This is a genomic window from Paraburkholderia phenazinium (assembly GCF_900141745.1).
In the GTDB taxonomy this organism is placed as follows: Bacteria; Pseudomonadota; Gammaproteobacteria; order Burkholderiales; family Burkholderiaceae; genus Paraburkholderia; species Paraburkholderia phenazinium_B.
Genome location: NZ_FSRM01000001.1, coordinates 2,110,094 through 2,125,882, shown reverse-complemented (window position 1 = coordinate 2,125,882; position 15,789 = coordinate 2,110,094). Strand labels below are relative to the sequence as shown.

Annotated in this window: 10 protein-coding genes and 1 pseudogene; 5 read left to right on the top strand and 6 right to left on the bottom strand. The window is 60.2% G+C overall.

The window, feature by feature from the left end; genetic code table 11:
* Positions 1-2: 2 nt before the first annotated feature.
* From BUS06_RS09855 to BUS06_RS09845, 3 genes and pseudogenes are all read left to right on the top strand, one after another.
* Positions 3-995, top strand: coding sequence for a transposase (locus BUS06_RS09855; protein ID WP_143787486.1), 993 nt, complete (start codon positions 3-5; stop codon positions 993-995).
* Positions 996-1,170: 175 nt separating this feature from the next.
* Positions 1,171-2,076, top strand: a pseudogene (locus BUS06_RS09850) (LysR family transcriptional regulator); the annotation flags it as partial.
* A 491-nt stretch (positions 2,077-2,567) separates the two neighbouring features.
* Positions 2,568-3,713, top strand: a complete 1,146-nt coding sequence (locus BUS06_RS09845) for a porin (RefSeq protein ID WP_074264097.1) — start codon at positions 2,568-2,570, stop codon at positions 3,711-3,713.
* A gap of 95 nt (positions 3,714-3,808) precedes the next feature.
* On the opposite strand, the gene BUS06_RS09840 is transcribed toward BUS06_RS09845, so the two are convergent.
* On the bottom strand, positions 3,809-4,450 hold the full coding sequence (locus tag BUS06_RS09840) for a hypothetical protein (protein WP_074264096.1): 642 nt from the start codon (positions 4,448-4,450) through the stop codon (positions 3,809-3,811).
* A 353-nt stretch (positions 4,451-4,803) separates the two neighbouring features.
* Between BUS06_RS09840 and BUS06_RS09835 the strand changes: the two genes are divergently transcribed.
* Positions 4,804-5,598 carry an aldolase gene (locus tag BUS06_RS09835; protein WP_074264095.1) on the top strand — a complete coding sequence of 265 codons (795 nt, stop codon included), beginning with the start codon at positions 4,804-4,806 and terminating at the stop codon, positions 5,596-5,598.
* A gap of 43 nt (positions 5,599-5,641) precedes the next feature.
* Here the strand turns inward: BUS06_RS09835 and BUS06_RS09830 are convergent, their stop codons facing one another.
* The 4 genes from BUS06_RS09830 to BUS06_RS09810 are packed head-to-tail and all read right to left on the bottom strand — an operon-like array spanning position 5,642 to position 13,127.
* Positions 5,642-6,184, bottom strand: coding sequence for an SMI1/KNR4 family protein (locus BUS06_RS09830; protein WP_074264094.1), 543 nt, complete (start codon positions 6,182-6,184; stop codon positions 5,642-5,644).
* Positions 6,178-10,503 (bottom strand): RHS repeat-associated core domain-containing protein, encoded by a 4,326-nt coding sequence (locus BUS06_RS09820; protein ID WP_254368802.1) that lies wholly within the window; start codon positions 10,501-10,503, stop codon positions 6,178-6,180. Before BUS06_RS09820 ends, BUS06_RS09830 begins: the two co-directional genes overlap by 7 nt.
* Entirely contained in the window at positions 10,500-10,961 is a 462-nt protein-coding gene (locus tag BUS06_RS09815) for a DcrB-related protein (protein ID WP_074264093.1), read from the bottom strand. The genes BUS06_RS09820 and BUS06_RS09815 overlap by 4 nt, the downstream gene beginning before the upstream one ends.
* A 21-nt stretch (positions 10,962-10,982) precedes the next feature.
* A complete protein-coding gene (locus BUS06_RS09810; RefSeq protein WP_074264092.1) occupies positions 10,983-13,127 on the bottom strand; it encodes a type VI secretion system Vgr family protein in 2,145 nt (714 codons plus the stop codon).
* A gap of 425 nt (positions 13,128-13,552) precedes the next feature.
* Between BUS06_RS09810 and BUS06_RS09805 the strand changes: the two genes are divergently transcribed.
* Positions 13,553-14,818 carry a lactonase family protein gene (locus BUS06_RS09805; RefSeq protein ID WP_083611382.1) on the top strand — a complete coding sequence of 422 codons (1,266 nt, stop codon included), beginning with the start codon at positions 13,553-13,555 and terminating at the stop codon, positions 14,816-14,818.
* Positions 14,819-14,904: 86 nt separating this feature from the next.
* On the opposite strand, the gene BUS06_RS09800 is transcribed toward BUS06_RS09805, so the two are convergent.
* Positions 14,905-15,750 carry a protein-L-isoaspartate O-methyltransferase family protein gene (locus BUS06_RS09800; protein WP_074264091.1) on the bottom strand — a complete coding sequence of 282 codons (846 nt, stop codon included), beginning with the start codon at positions 15,748-15,750 and terminating at the stop codon, positions 14,905-14,907.
* Positions 15,751-15,789: the final 39 nt, after the last annotated feature.

Genomic DNA, 15,789 nt, shown 5'->3' with positions numbered 1-15,789 from the left:
CCTTGGACCCAGCACGAATCGTCGATCACGCATTCGTGACGCTCCAGCTGCAAAGCAGCTATGGCGACGTGGAGAAGCACATGTATTTCGATGAGCTAAGCAATGACGAGTGGGCACTCCTGCAGCCCATGATTTCCGACCAGAGTGCCGAGCACCCGCCCCGTCGCGGACGGCCTCGTGCAAAACTGCGCGTCGTGGTCAATGCTGTTCTGTGGGTAATGACTACCGGTGAGTCGTGGTCGCGCCTTCCCTGCGGTTATCCGTCCGGCCCGACATGCCGGTGCCGGTTCGAAGAGTGGCGTTTGAACGGCACGCTCCTCGCGATGGTAACTTTGCTGTCGAAACATGGGCGAACGTTCACCTATGTCCCCACGCCGTCGTCCAATGAGATTGTGCGCGCGTTACCGCACCCGCCGCGCTTTCTTCGCGAGGACGGCGGACCCCAGGTGCTATGGAAAAGCGCGGATGCCTGGCAAACTTCGTCTGGCGTCGTGGACAGGGCATGCGCGGCGACCCCGTTCTCCGAGATCACACGTCAGCTATCAGGACGCCAAAATGTTCCGGCGAACGAATCCAGCGTGGCTGCGCAACCGGCGCGCCAGAAGCCGCGACTGCCACGCACGGAATACTCGCAATGGATGGGCCTGCATTCACACGGCGCACAGGTCAGCGACCCACGAGGTTACGTCATCTATGCCGCTGTCGACCGGCTTGAGGAAGCCTCGTTTCGCGGCTGGGCGGAAATCGTGAAGAACGGGCGGCGCGTCGCGCGCTCGGGTCTGGTCGGCCCGCGCCTGGCCAACGCCGAGGACGCGCAGCACTACGCGATCGATTGGGCGCGCAAATGGATCGATCGGCATTGCCCCACACCGGCCATCATCGAGGTTGCAAACCCCGTGCGAACGTTGAACACAACATCGCTTCCTCAACCGGTCGCGCGAGACGAGGCCGTATCCGAACAGGACGAGTACTACCACGAGAGCGTGCGATGGTGATATGAGCTCTCCCCGTTTGCAAAGCTGACGGCGCCGCCATGTCGATGTCAGAGTATCGTCATTGACGACCCCATACAATCTGCCAGTTTGAAGAATAGTTGATGCGAGCCATGCCGCGCCGCGACGGTGCGGCTCATTTCGTTCGCCGGGTTTCGCCAGCGGTAGGAGTTGTCCTGTGGATCATCTGGATTCGATGCGAATCTTCGTCAAGGTGGCAGATCTTGGCGGCTTCGCCCGCGCCGCCAGCGCGTTGAGGATCTCCAATGCAGTAGCGACACGCCACGTCGCCGATCTCGAAGACCGTCTGGGGACGCGACTGCTCAATCGCACCACCCGCAGCCTGTCTCCAACCGAGTCCGGTCACGCCTATCTCCTGCGTGTACGGCAGATTCTCGAGGAACTCGACGATATCGAGCAGATGGTCGCATCGCGCAACCTCGAACCTGCTGGGACCCTGCGTATCGTGGCGCCGATGGTATTCGGCCTGCACAAGCTTGCGCCTGTGCTACAAGGCTATACGGCACGCTACCCACGGGTCACGCCGGATATCACGCTGGTGGACCGCCCCGTCGATCTGGTTGAACGCGGTTTCGATGCAGGCATCGTGGTCGCGCGGCAGACGGGTAACGCTGGCGTCGTCGTGCGGCCGTTGACGACCGCTTTCATGACCGTCTGCGCGCCGCCCGAGTATCTTCAAAGGCACGGCACGCCGACGCATCCCGAGCATCTGCTCGAGTATCCGTGCCTCTCGCTCTCTACCGATTATTGGGGCGAAGAGTGGGCGTTTACAGGCAGGGCCGGCGAGGTGAGAGTGAGCCCCACTAACGCGATTGTCGCGAACAACACCGAGATGTTGCGGCAGTTCGCGCTGGTCGGGATGGGCATCGCGGTGCTGCCCAGCTATCTGATCGAGCAGGACATCATGCGTGGCAGGCTCGTACCGCTACTCACCGATTACCATCTGCCACAGATCGAGGTCAGCGTCGCCTACCCAAGCCGCCGTTATTTCTCGGCCAGGACGCGCACGTTCATTCATCATCTGATCGGGCATTTCAATCCGATGCTCCACAGCATGCTCGGCGGCCCAGAACTTCTCGCGGCGTCGGAGTTCGGTTCGTCCATCCCGCAGCCATCGCGGACGTAAAACACGCTACACCGCCTCCTGTTATGTGCAGCGCGCAGTCGAGGCGCACGCACACACGCGCCTTCAGACTCCCGTTGTTGTCGTTGTATTTGCGCATCATTTTTGCTCTCGCTGCGACCACATACAACGGTCGAGCCACTCATCCGCTCACCCTCCGCAGATTTTTTGCAAAATGCCGAATCCCTTTGCCATCACGGCTTAGCGGCGCGCGCAGCTCGTATCGTTGCCGGCCGTCAAAATCAGAATTGCGCAAATTCGCGGATTCGCTCAACAAGCCCCTCTCTACACTTCACATGCCCCCAAACGAGCGCGCGCGTTGCACGAGTTGCACGTCGGTGGACTTGCTTTGCCTGCGAGTGCGCGAAGCCGTTGCTGGAAAGCGGGCTCTATATATAAACAATTCAGTATTCTGTTCCCGGAGCTAAGAAATGAGAAAGGCCGTAATGTTAGCTGCCCTGACGGGCGCTTTTGCGACTGCTGCACATGCTCAGACCAGCGTTACGCTGTATGGCCTGATTGACGCGGGTATCACCTACACGAACAATCAGGGTGGCCACAGCAACGTGCAGGAAACCGACGGTGCCATCAATACGAGCCGTTGGGGTCTGCGTGGGTCGGAGGACCTGGGCGGCGGTCTGAAGGCTATCTTCACGTTGGAAAACGGTTTCAATGTCTCCACCGGCGCGCTTCGCCAGAACGGCCGTCTGTTTGGCCGTCAGGCGTTCGTCGGCCTGTCCGATAACCAGTATGGCTCGGTCACCCTCGGCCGCCAGTACGACAGCGTGGTCGATTACCTCGGCCCGTTGGCGTTGACCGGCACGCAATACGGCGGCACGTACTTCGCGCACCCGTTCGACAACGATAACCTCGACAACGATTTCCGTATCGACAACTCGATCAAGTATCAGAGCGCCAATTACAACGGCCTCAAGTTCGAAGGTTTGTACGGCTTCTCGAACGAAGCGGGTGAGTTTTCGAATAACCGCGCGTACAGCTTTGGTGCGTCGTATAACTATCTCGGCCTGACAGTCGCAGCCGGCTACCTGCAGATCAACAACGACGTTACCTCGGCTGTCATTACGAACACCAACGGCGTGCTCGATGGCGACAATACCTTCTTCGCAGGCCGCCAGCGCACCTGGGGTGCCGGCGTCAAATACGTCTTCGGCCCGGCTACGGCAGGCTTCGTATTTACGCAGACCATGCTTAACCAGGCATTCGGCATTTCCGCGAGTCAGTCTGGCGTAACCGGCGGGTTGGCGTTGAACGGCGGCAGCGCCCGCTTCAACAACTATGAAATCAACGGCGTGTACTACATCACGCCGGCTATCACCCTCGCCGGCAACTACACGTACACCGACGGCAGCCTGAACGGCGCGGATCCGAAGTGGAATCAGGTCGATATTCAGGCCGCGTATCTGCTGTCCAAGCGCACTGAGCTGTACGTGCAAGGCGAATATCAGCACGTGATCGAATCGGGCCTGAATATCGGCGCGATGATCAACGGTCTGTCCGAAGCCTCGGCCAATAACAACCAGGTCGCGGTGACCGCAGGTATCCGTCACACGTTCTAAGCGGTATCGGCACTGCTGCATTATCGAAGCAGCAGCAGGACACTAACGAAGCGATGTCGAGGAAATGCCGTCCGGCCACAAGCTGGACGGCTTTTTTAAGCACGGTTGGCTTCGCAGTCGGCCCATAGCCGCAGCGGATCACGGTGCAGTGGATACTTGCTGTCAAGCCATGCCGACAGTTTGGCCCAATCCGGATGATTGGTGCCGGTCTGCGCCGACCAGACCGACGAGCGCTCGAGGATCTGACCGTTCTCACGATCACGGACAAACAGACTGCCGAGGCCGCTCGAGCTATTCGTCTGCGACTCCACCAGATAGCGCGGTAAAATCCTCAGCTCGGCATCCTCGGCCCATCCATACACGGCTCGGACTACGCCGGCCGGATCGCGCAACTCGATCGGTCCGCTTGCGGGGCGCACGGCCGACCACCCTTCTGGAAAGTCGGTCACCACCTCGTTCCTGCCCTCCCTCACCCACTTCAGCCGCCATGCCCGCTCCATGGCGGTACGCACGGCGGACACGGACGCATAGCCTGCAGGCAACTCGATCGCCAGCGGCAACGTAACCAGATTGTCTTTCCACAGTTTGGCTTCTTCGTCGACGCGTTCGACCTCATCGAACGCGCCTTCTTCGAATGGATTGGTGGGCCGGCTCGCCGATCTGACGCTTGCCTGGGGCAGTCCTTCGAACAGGCGCTCGGCATCTTGCCGGGTGCGCTTAGGTTTTCCATTTTTCATTTGTATCTCCGCTGAAAGACGCTCTCGCGAACGTCTAACTACGTCATAGGTATTCAGGGTTAGCTCTTTCAGCGCGTGTGCAGCGCAAGACGAGGGGTGTTCAGGCGGGTAATGGGGGCAGCCGCAGGGAAACTTGCCCGACCATCTTACCCTGAAACATTACTACAACATTGCCATACGTCTGTATACCAAAGTCCGGAACCGCGCTCCGGACGCCCTGCCCGGCATCCCCGGGAAGGATTGAATGCCATGCTGTGAATTCATACGCCCGGAGAAAAAATGGCATCATTTGCCCACTGACGTCCCGCCCGCATTCGCGGAGCCTGCATTTATCACTTTGGAGGTAGAGAGCAATGGCACATGGCCTCACTTCAGTACCCGCCTCGGCGCGTGCAAAAATCGAACCCGACGAACTCGACACGGCGGCGATCCGCGAAGCGCGCATCGATCTCGCGGCGTGTTTCCGGATGGCGGCAAAACTCGGCATGCACGAAGGCGTGTGCAATCATCTGTCTGCCGTACTGCCGGGCCGCGACGACCTGTTCTTCGTCAATCCGTACGGTTACGCGTTCGACGAAATCACCGCGTCGAAACTGCTGGTCTGCGATATGCATGGCAATGTCGTGCAAGGCGACGGCGTACCCGAGATCACCGCTTTCTATATTCACGCGCGCGTGCATCTGCGGCAGCCACGCATCAAGGTCGCCTTTCATACGCATATGCCGAATGCGACCGCGCTGGCAATGCTCGAAGGACCGCCGCTGCTGTGGGCAGGACAAACGGCGTTGAAGTTTTATGGCCGCACAGCTGTCGACGAAAACTTCAACGGGTTGGCGCTGAACAGTTCGGAAGGCGATCGTATCGCCGATGCAATCGGCGACGCAGACATCGCATTCCTGAAGAACCACGGCGTGATGGTGGTGGGCGCAACGATCGCCGAAGCGTGGGACGACCTCTACTATCTCGAACGCGCATGCGAAGTGCAACGGCTCGCACTCTCGACGGGCAGGCCGCTGAAAATCGTCGATCCCGGCATCGCAGCAAAAACCTACCGGCAGATGCGGGGCGGCGAGCAGGATAGCGCGCGCCAGCACCTCGCGAGCGTTCGCCGATTACTCGATCGGGATGCGCCCGACTACGCGCTTTGATCGTGATGCAACTCGGACGCGCCAGCGATGAGAAGTCTCGCCACTAAAACCGCAAGTCTACTTTGACGTCGTTTGGTACGTTCGTTGAGGGCCTTTCTGGCGTAAGCCGATCAACAAAATCCTGGAGGGAGACTGCGATCGACGTTAAGCCGTCGCTTCCTGGAGATAGCCCTGGCGCCACCTCACTTTCATGGTCCCAGAAACTCACGCGCGCGCTTGCTTGGTCCCGGATGTACAAACATATCTGATTCCCTCCAGGTGCCGCGCCGATCGGAATCCAGCCAGTCGGAATACGCGTGCTGTACCTGTTGTACATTTCCAGGACCGACAGGCCATATTTGCTTCCTAAGCCATACAGCATTTCCAGAGTGTCCCTTCCGTCGCCCGAAGTCCATGGAGACGGCACGTCCGGGCGGAACGCAACTATCGCGCTGAACTCGATGTCCCCACCAAAATGAAGCAATAGGTTTGCATAGTCTTCCGGGAGCACTCCGGTTACGGTTTCGAAGGATTTCAGCCGGGCGGCGGTGACCTCTGCCGAAACATTGGCGGGCGTAGCCCCAAGCCTCGAAAGTTTGTCTAGCATCGCGTCTTCCTCATATCGGCAGCCGACCCAGTGTGGGGAACATTCCCGTGTAGATCGGACGGAATTAGCTGTATCTGGGTCTGGCTCAAATGGTGCGGAGTTAGGCCATTCTCTCTCAAAAGCTTCTGCGCAGCGCTTGGACTTATATCCTTGGCACGCCCAATCTGTTCGTAGACCTTGGTGAAGTCTTGCCGGCTGCCATCGAGCGCACCTTCTGGGAAGGTCAACTCGCCCTTGGACCATGCCGAAAAATCGGGTCGTCCACCTTGGAATGGAACTGGATCACCACCGGTAACGGCATTTACACTTGGGTTGTCGGAGTACCAGTTGCTATTTCCTGGCTCGCCGTCCCAGTAGCCATTAGACCTTGGCAATCTATCGGCCGCCCAGCCCCAAGGATCGATCCAGACCAAGGGATTGGCCGCATACTGATACAAATTCACCCCACCCCGCAACCCGATCGGATCCTGGTTGATGAACCTCCCCACATCCGGATCATAAAACCGAAACGTGTTGTAGTGCAGCCCCGTCTCACGATCCAGATACTGTCCCTGGAACCGTAAATTCTGCGGTCTCGGAACATGTCCTGGCGCAGCCGCAGCCGCCTGAACCTCATCCCACACCACCACTGCCCGCGCCGGAGCACGCTGGATCCACTCCTCCTGTACCGCATTACCCCAGACCTTATAGCGCGCCTGCCAAATCAAATCACCGCCCGAGTCAGTCAACTCCTCCGGCATTCCAGAAACATCGTTATGAAAATAGTAAACCGCATCCGTCGTGCCGCTATCATTCGCAGCCGGCGCATGATGATCGATCCGAGCAAGCGGCACATAGCTGCCATCTTCATACAGATACGTCAGCGCCTCTTCACCCTGCCGGTCGTGATATGTCTCCTGAATGAGCCGCATCCCGTCCCACAGAAAATCCGTGCTCGCGTACCCGCCGTTCAGCTTTCGAACACGCCGCCCAAGTGCATCGTATTCGAAGTGCGTCGTCGCGATACCGATCCGGTCCTTCGTCACCACCGTCTTCAACTGATGCCAGTCGTCGTACTCGAATGTCTGGTCCTTCGTCGGACCACGCCCACTCAGCTTGCGCGACAGACGCCCGAAGCGGTCGTATTCGAAGCGCTTGTCCTCGAACATCCGCAGCCGGTTGTGCTCGACGTAGCCGCCGGGGTGATCCCCCGACACAAGGTTCGCCGCCGCATCCCAACGGAACACTTCCGACGGCAGCCCCGGCCCGACCGCCTGCTCGATACGCCCGGTTGGATCGTAGCGATAGCTTGTGACGCCGTGCCGCATATCCCGCTTCTGCATCACGTCGCCCACTGCATCGTATTGCCACTGCTTGCCGAGTAACGCTTCGGTCGACGCGCCACGCAGCGCCGCGTGCTGGGCACGGCGCCCAACACTGTCATAGCCGAATTCGCTGGTCAGTCTGCCCTGGGTGCGCAGCACCTCGCGATGCAGATCGTCGCGTTCGATATCGGTGATCGTCGTGTCATCGACGCGCACCTGGTGGACATGTCCCGAGCCGTAGTGCAGCCAGTCAATCGTACGTTCGCCCGATATCGTCGTGTTGACCCGGTTGCCCAACTCGTCATAGCTATGTACGAGCCATCCGGTCGGCGTGTACTCCTCGAGCAACTCGCCGCGCGGTCCGTATTTCAGGTTCACCCGATTCTTCAGCGACAACCCCCTTGCCGTGACACTGTAGAGCTCCGCCGACGCAATCCGGCCCGCCTTGTCGTACAAGTAAGCGCAGGCCTCGCGCAGGGCCACCTTGCGCACGAGCCGCCCAAGCGCGTCGCGCTCGTACGTCGTCTCGAGGACGTCCTCCCGCGCAGCGACACCGAATCCGCATACATCGTAAGCGTACGAGCGTCTGGTGCCGTCCAACCCCACCTCCTCGACGAGCTGGTCGCGGCGGTCATAACGGAACCGGTAGCTTTCGCGGTTCTCGTTGGTCAGCGACGCTAGCCGGAACGCTTCGTCGTAGCCAAACCCCACCACCCGTCCCGCCGCATCCGTGCGCGACAACAGCAGACCGCGTGCGTTGATGTCGTAGCGGGTGCTGCGCTGGTTCGGATCGGTGACTTCAATCAACCGTCCACCCGAGTCGTACCGGAACGTTTGACGGGCACCATCGGCCGTCACGATCGACGTGACGCGCCCCATCGGGTCGGCCTCGTAGACCGTTTCGTGGCCGGCGGCATCGATCACACGCGCAAGCATCCCCCGCGCGTCGTACACGAAGCGCGTCGTCTTGCCGGAGCAGTCTGTATAAGCGGTCAGCTGTGCACGAGCGCTCCACTCGAGATGCTTGTAGCCGCCACGTGCATCACGGATCGTGTGCACGAGTCCCCTCTCGTCGCGGTGATATTCCGTCGCGAACCCGGCCGGGTCGCGCGTCATCGTCAGGTTGCCGCGCTCGTCGTAGCGGTAGATCCATCGCGCGTTCGCCGGATCGATCTCCGAGACTGGCAGATCGTAAAAGCCATTCCATTCGGTTCGCTCGACGCGTCCAAGCGCATCGACTCGGGCCGTCTGGCGCCCGCGCTCATCGTATTCGAAGCGCGTCGTGTGACCGGCAGGGTCAGTCGTGCTGACCAGTTGCCGCTGAGCATTCCATTCGAACTGCCATTTGTGGCCTTCCGCGTCCTTATAATGGGTCGGCTGCCGGTCCGCGTTCCAGGTCCAGCGAGTCACGCGTCCGAGCTGATCGGTGATCGTGACTTCACGGTGTTCGGGCTCCGCATCAAATACGTATTCCTCACCATCATCGGTCCAGTGGCGCACGACCCTGGCGTCTCGTCCCGTCCCTTGCCATGCATAGAAGGATTGCAGTCCGCCCGGCAGGGTCTGCCGGACCATCAGACCATTGTCGTAAGCGAAGCGGCGCACGATCTGTCCACTGCGATCCGTCACCGTCTCCAGTTCGCCCGCGTCGGAATAGGTGTAACGCACCAACGTTTCGGGGGGCTCACCCTCGACACCGTGGCTTAGATCTATCGATGCGAGACGCTGAGGGTGCGCCTGCGCATACGTCAACCTCAGGGTTCGACCGGCACTGTCGAGTACGCGAGCCGGCCGGCTGACATGCTCCACCGCTTCCCGCTGAACCTCGATCCAGTTGCCATTGCGATCCTCGAGTCGCCAGAGCTTCAGCGAATCGCCGCTGGTGGTGTCAGCTCGTCCAAAATCGCGGTATAGCCCGTCCACCGTCTCGACGACGTAATGGCCGCCGGCCGTGCAGATCAGGTAGATGCCTTCTGGCACGCTGAAATGGCTCTCTCCGGGAGGCACCGCCGGAAATACCATGTCGCGCCCCTGTTCGTCCCAGTAGGTAATCGATTCGATGCGGCCCGTTTCGTCGCGGCCGAGCTTCAGTTCGACACTGACTGGCACGCTCCAACCCAGTCCGAACAGACCGTCGGCCCGGTCATCGTGGCTGCTGTAGAAACGACGCCAGACGATCGGTAGCGCCCCGGGCAAAACAAAATCCGTGTCGTGCGTGCCGTCCAGGATCTTGCCGCCGGTGATCACGTTGACAGGGTGACCAGCAGAGGTCCGCATCAAATGACCCAGCGCGGTGCCGACCAGCGCCGCGCCCATATTGAGTGCGAGACAAGGCAGCTTGCTCTTGAGGAAGTCGTCCCAATTCATCTTGCCGCGCCCGCACAGGGCAAGCGCGATCCCGATTGCCGCCCCCAGCCATGCCACCCATTTGCGCGCCGCGGTGATATCGCGCACCGTTTGCGTACCGCCGCCAATGAATACGTTGTCCGAACCTTCCGCAATGCTGGCGTCACACGTGGTTTTATCCCCCACGCGCGACGCGGGATGATCGTTGATATAGACGTTGCCCGAGCCCTGGGCAATCATCTGCGGCCCGGAGTGATTCTGGCATTCAATCGTGTCCATGTCGCCCGGCTTTGCCGCGCGGGCAGCCGGCAGATTATTGACGTAGACATTGAGCGAGCCGCTCGTGATCTTGCCTTTGATCTCCGGCGGAGCGATCGCGTTACCCAGCGCATGTGCCGCGTTGTCGATCTTCTCGTTCAGACCGCTTCCTTCCATGACGGCGGCCACGCCAATCCCGATCCCAATCACGAGCGGCGTTGCGAGGCCACCCGAGCCGATTTCCAGTGCGGCCAGTCCCGCCACCACGGCACCTTCCGCCAACGTCGAAAGCGCCCACCCGATGGCCGCACCGCCCAGCAGCGAGCCACCCATGCCAAGCAGATCGCCCAGCAGCGACGTATGCTGGATCGGATCGTGATAGCGCGCGGCGGCGTACTGTTCGTCACTCACTTCGCGTCCTCCGGCGGCTCGCCCAGCGTTGGCCGCGCCACGCGCGGCTCGAAACTGTCGAGCATCCGGTCGGCCGTCGCGCGCTGCTCTTCGCTCAACGGGGACGCGCAGGTGAGCGTCATCACCAGCACGCTGCCGTTGTCATCGGCCGGAAATACGCTCTGCAACTGATGCCTGAGCTTGCCGTCCTGCTCCTGGGTCGCCTCGATCTGGATACCAGGGCGGCCGCCCACGGTCACAGCTTCGCGCGAACGCTCGGTGAGCTTCGGTGCCTCGCGTGTCGCAAGCCCCCACTCCCGCGCGATGAACGCGTCGAGATCCTCGCCCTCGCGCAGGCGGCCGCGCGAGATCACGAGGTTGAAGCCGCCGGGCCCCTGGTTCAACATCAGCATATTGACCGTGCGGTCCAGCGCTGCATCGGGCAGTACGAACGTTCCTTCGTGGATCGCGTAGTACATGATGAGGAACCCTATCAATATTTATTTGTTGAGATCGATACGCTGACCGTTGACCGACACACCGGCATCACTAAGCATAATGGTGGAGCTGCCGTGCTTCAGGAGAATGCCGTCAGGCGTGAGAACGAGCGTGCTGTCGCCGACCGCAAGCGTAATGCTCTTGTCCGCGCCATATACCTGGGTTCCTCCGCCTGCGTCGCCTGCGGGTGTGAAGACCTGAACATCGGCCGCGGTCGTGCTGCGCTTTTGCGCGATCGTTTCGGTCAGATTGCCTTTACCGATCTGCTTCGTCTCGTCTCCCGCCGCAACGGTCACAGTGCGAGATCCAGCGACCACCTGGTGCGTCTCGCTGTCTTCGATGACGGTGTTCATGTCTTTCTGGGCGTGCATGTACAGCAGTTGCGAACCGTTCACGTCACTCATCGACAGTTCGTTCGAACCCGCGCCCTTGTGCGTCTGGCTTTTGATCCCCATCGTCTGGCCAGCGGCGCCGTGGTAGGGGTTGCCCTGATCGCCGTTGTATACCCGCCCCACGATCACGGGGTTATCCGCATCACCCTGATTGAAGGCAACGAGGACTTCCTGGCCGATCCGGGGAATCGCCGCCGCGCCCCAGCCATCGCCCGCCCACGGCTGCGAGATGCGGATCCACATCGAATCCGTACCATCGAGCTTGCCGCGCCGGTCCCACAGGAAGTGCAGTTTCACGCAACTGCCGTTGGTATAAATCTGCTCGCCCTTCGGGCCCACGACGATCGCCGACTGAGTGCCCTGAATCAGCGGCTTGGGCGTGATCCGTTGCGGGCGATAGGCTATCTTCTGCGGCAGCAGAGAGAAGCTGTTTCGGTACGGCGTTTTGGCAGCGTGTTGCGTGTAGTCGTTGACCGCCTGGTGACGCACACGAAGGATCACGTACTCCTGATTATTTGTCTGCACCGGGTGATTCGTCACCGTCACGTTGCCCGCGGCCGTCATACGCCATGCATAGCCACCGCCGGTATAGCGATAGGCGTTCGCCTCTTCCGCCTGCATGGCGTAGCGGGCATAGCGATTACCGTCGTCGCTATGGTCGTACAGCGACTGGTGTTCGAAGCGCTCGGTGGAATCGAGCCGTGCGTGTTTGAGCGTTTGCGGCTCGGCCTCAACCAGCATCAGCGGGGACGAGGGAGTCTGATGATTGAAATCGCGGAACGTCACCTTGCCCACTCCAAAGCGCCGCCCTTCGTGCAACTGGTCGATGCCGTTGAACTCGCTCGACGTGCTATCGGCGTACTGCACCGTCGTCAGTCCATCAATTGGCTGGAACACGAGATTCGTGTCGCCAATCGCAAGCAGATGCTTGTCCTTCTGATAACGATGAGTCCAGATCAGTCCTTCCTGCTCCATCAGCCGCGCGCAGAAATTGAAATACGACTCCTGGTACATCACCACGTACTCGAGCGGATTCTGGCTCGTCTGGATATCGAAAACGAAGTCGGAGAAACCATGTTCCTGGAAAATCCCGGAGAGGATCTCCTGCGCGGTCTCGTTCTGGAAGATGCGGCAGTCGGTCGAGCGCGTCAGAAACCAGAACCACGGCACCACCGTCATGTGGTACTGCGTGACCCGGCCCGGGTTGCCCGCTCGATCGAACGAGGCGACATAGCCGTCGAAGTAGCGGAACTCGTCTGCACTATCGGATGCGACGATCCGCTCAACGGTCGATTGCCGCGCCTGTTGATCGAACTTGAGATGCACCTGCTGGCCGATCAGGTCCTCGGGCTTCAGATCCTGAGTATGGGACAGCAGATCGAGGTGAATTTCCGGCAGCTGGTTCACGTGTTCGTCCACGATCGCCGCAGTCACCAGCAGAACATCGGTTCCGAGGGGTGTGTCGAGCGTGACGTATCGGTTCTGCTGGGTCAGCGGCGCGGCACCCGCGGTGCCGGTATTGTTGATCGTGTCAGCCACCGCCGAGGGCGGCTTGTTCATCAGCGAGAAACCCGTCTGCGCAAGCTGCGCCGCCCGCTGCACGGTGTCGACATGACCCGCGAGGCCAGCAAGCGGCCCTAGCTGATTGGCGACGCCGGAAGTCATTGATCCGGCAAGGCCTCCTAGCGCGCTCATCGAACCTGACGGACTGCCACCTGAACCGTTTGAAATAAGACTGTCTGGAGCGAAGCTCATATCCGTTCCTTTCTTGTTTTCTCAGGCTTTTCCCCCACCGCCGGTTGACCCGAGGCCCTGCTACCGCACGATAATTTCTCACACCCTGAAACGTTACAGACGAACATTTGCATTTCGTGACAACTGATCGTTTTTTCGTACTTCGCGCAAAGACCTCGTCATCCGGATCTATTCAAAATGCATATTGAAGATTTCGATGCGCAGCGATTCTGGGTACACGAGTTTCGTCATCCTAAAGGTTTCGGTTCACGCGCTCCAGCGGACGGCACTCGCCCCATTGCCACGATTTATTTTCCGTGAAACACTTCAACTCATCTGCCGAGTCGGACTCATGTCCGATATATCAGACAGCCGTGGGCAGACTACCAGTATCAAATACCGATGAAGCGTCGAGCGAATGTCGGTTATTACTTTGGAGACAAACAATGAGCAATGTCGGGAATCTCGAGGTACCTCGTTCGCAGGCGCGACGCGTTTGGCTCAGAAGCGTAAGTGCGCTGGCGGCCGCTTCCGCGATCGGCTCGATCGCGGCGACTCGTCCGGCACAGGCCGCGAGCAAAAGTGCCACAGCCACCGCCGATAGCGGCAAGCCGTTGTTTGCGTACGTCGGTACTTACACGCCCAATGGCCTCGGTATCCATCGCTTCCAGGTGGACCGGAGTAGCGGCAAGCTCGATGCACTCGAGCCCCTGCGTGGCGTCGAGAATCCAAGCAGTCTCCTCGTCGACCCGCAACAACGCTTCCTGTTCGCTGGTAGCGAGGTGAAGAACTTCAACGGCACGACCGACGGCTCGGTCAGCGCCTATGCGATCGAAAGCGGCACGGGCACGTTGAAACTGATCAACACGGTCGACTCGCACGGCGCCGGTCCGGTCTATCTGAGCTTGCATCCAGGCGGCCGCTTTTTGATGGTCGCGAACTACAACAGCGGCAGCGTCGCGGTCTTTCCGGTTTCGAACGACGGCACGCTGGGCGAGGCGAGCTCTGTTCAGCAGCCGAAGGCGCCAGCCGGTGCGCAGCACGCGGCGGAAGGTGTGCCTGGCAGCTTTGCCATCAGCGATCACGACGGCCCGCACGCGCATACGATTGTGCCTTCGCCGGATGGTCGATTCGCGATCTCAACCGATCTTGGTGTCGATCGAACGTATATCTGGAAGTTCGACGAAGCGACCGGCGCGCTGTCACCGAACGATCCGCCGTTCGTCGCCGCGTCGGCAGGCGCCGGGCCACGGCACCTCGCGTTTCATCCCAATGGCCGCTATCTGTATGAGGTCACAGAGGAAGCGTCGACGCTGGTCTGCTATGCCTACGACAGTGCGCATGGAACGTTGACGCAGTTGCAGTCGGTCTCGACGCTGCCGGACGCGTATCAGGGCACGAGCTTCGCGTCGGAACTTGTGTTTTCACATGATGGCCGGTTCATCTATGTGGCGAATCGACTGCACGACACGATCGTGCAGTTCAGCGTCGCCGGAAACGGACATCTGCAGCGCGTCGGGGAAGTGCCTACCGGTGGGGACTATCCGCGTGTGATCAAATTCGATCCGTCGGGGCGTTTCATGTATTCGCTGAATCAGCGCAGTGACCATATCACGATCTTTTCGGTCGATAAGGCGAGTGGCAAGCTGCGGTTTACCGGGACGTATGTTGCGGTTGGGAGCCCGTCCGATATCGCCTTTGCGAGTGCATAGCGTTGCGGATGGGATCCCTGCTCGTTTAGCCCGCGACTTCGCCTTCCGGTGGTCGTCGCGTTATGAACCGGGTCCGATGTGGGATATCAAGCCGCGAAACCTTGTGGCTCTGACGTTGATAGCCACCAGTCGGTTCCCACAAACCACGCCGACGAATCAGCGGGCGTCTTCAATCTTAGCGACCTGACTGCCGCCATATCACCCGATTCGAAGGCGGCAACCAGAGACTCTCCGGTCGCGTCATCGCGCGCCCCAATACACTCGATGAACATCGCACCGCAGATGAACTTTGCCGCGTATGAGTTGGCGGCCGCGCGCGTCACGAGCAGCATGCCGCCGAGACCGCGGTTAGGTGTTAGTGGGAAGATGAGACGGCCACCCACGTTGAGCGATTCGAGCCAGCTGTTCAATGGATGCGTCGCACCGGCGCTGACGTAAATCAGATCCGATAGCGGCAACACCGCTTGCGTTCCGCTTTCCTTGACGACCCGAACCTGCGCCAGGTGTGCAAGGTTCGAAGCTGCTTTCGCACTGAGTTCCGGGTCGATCTCATACGCGGCCACGCTCCCGGCGTGACCGGTGAGGTACGCGAGCAACGCTGTGTAGTAGCCAGTTCCCGAGCCGATATGGGTGATGGTCTCGCCCGGCGAGATGGCCGCTGCGTCCAGACAACGTGCGTGGAGACTCGGTTCCCCGTTGTTGAGGCCCCGCTCGGTCTTGAGCCCGATCACAATGTCCTGGTAGAGAACGGCCGGGTCCGACGTTTCGGTCGAGACGTAACCCGACAGCGTCAATACATTCCACGGCCCAGGGCCCAGATGCCTCTCTCTTTCAATCGCAGCAAATGCCTCGCAGATTCTTGCGTCTTTGCACCCAGCCTTGGCTGTTACGTATCGCGCATAGAAGTCGCGAAGCGCTGCGATGTTTGTCATTGGACGGCTCTCCAGGCAGGGACCGCCATATCGTATCGC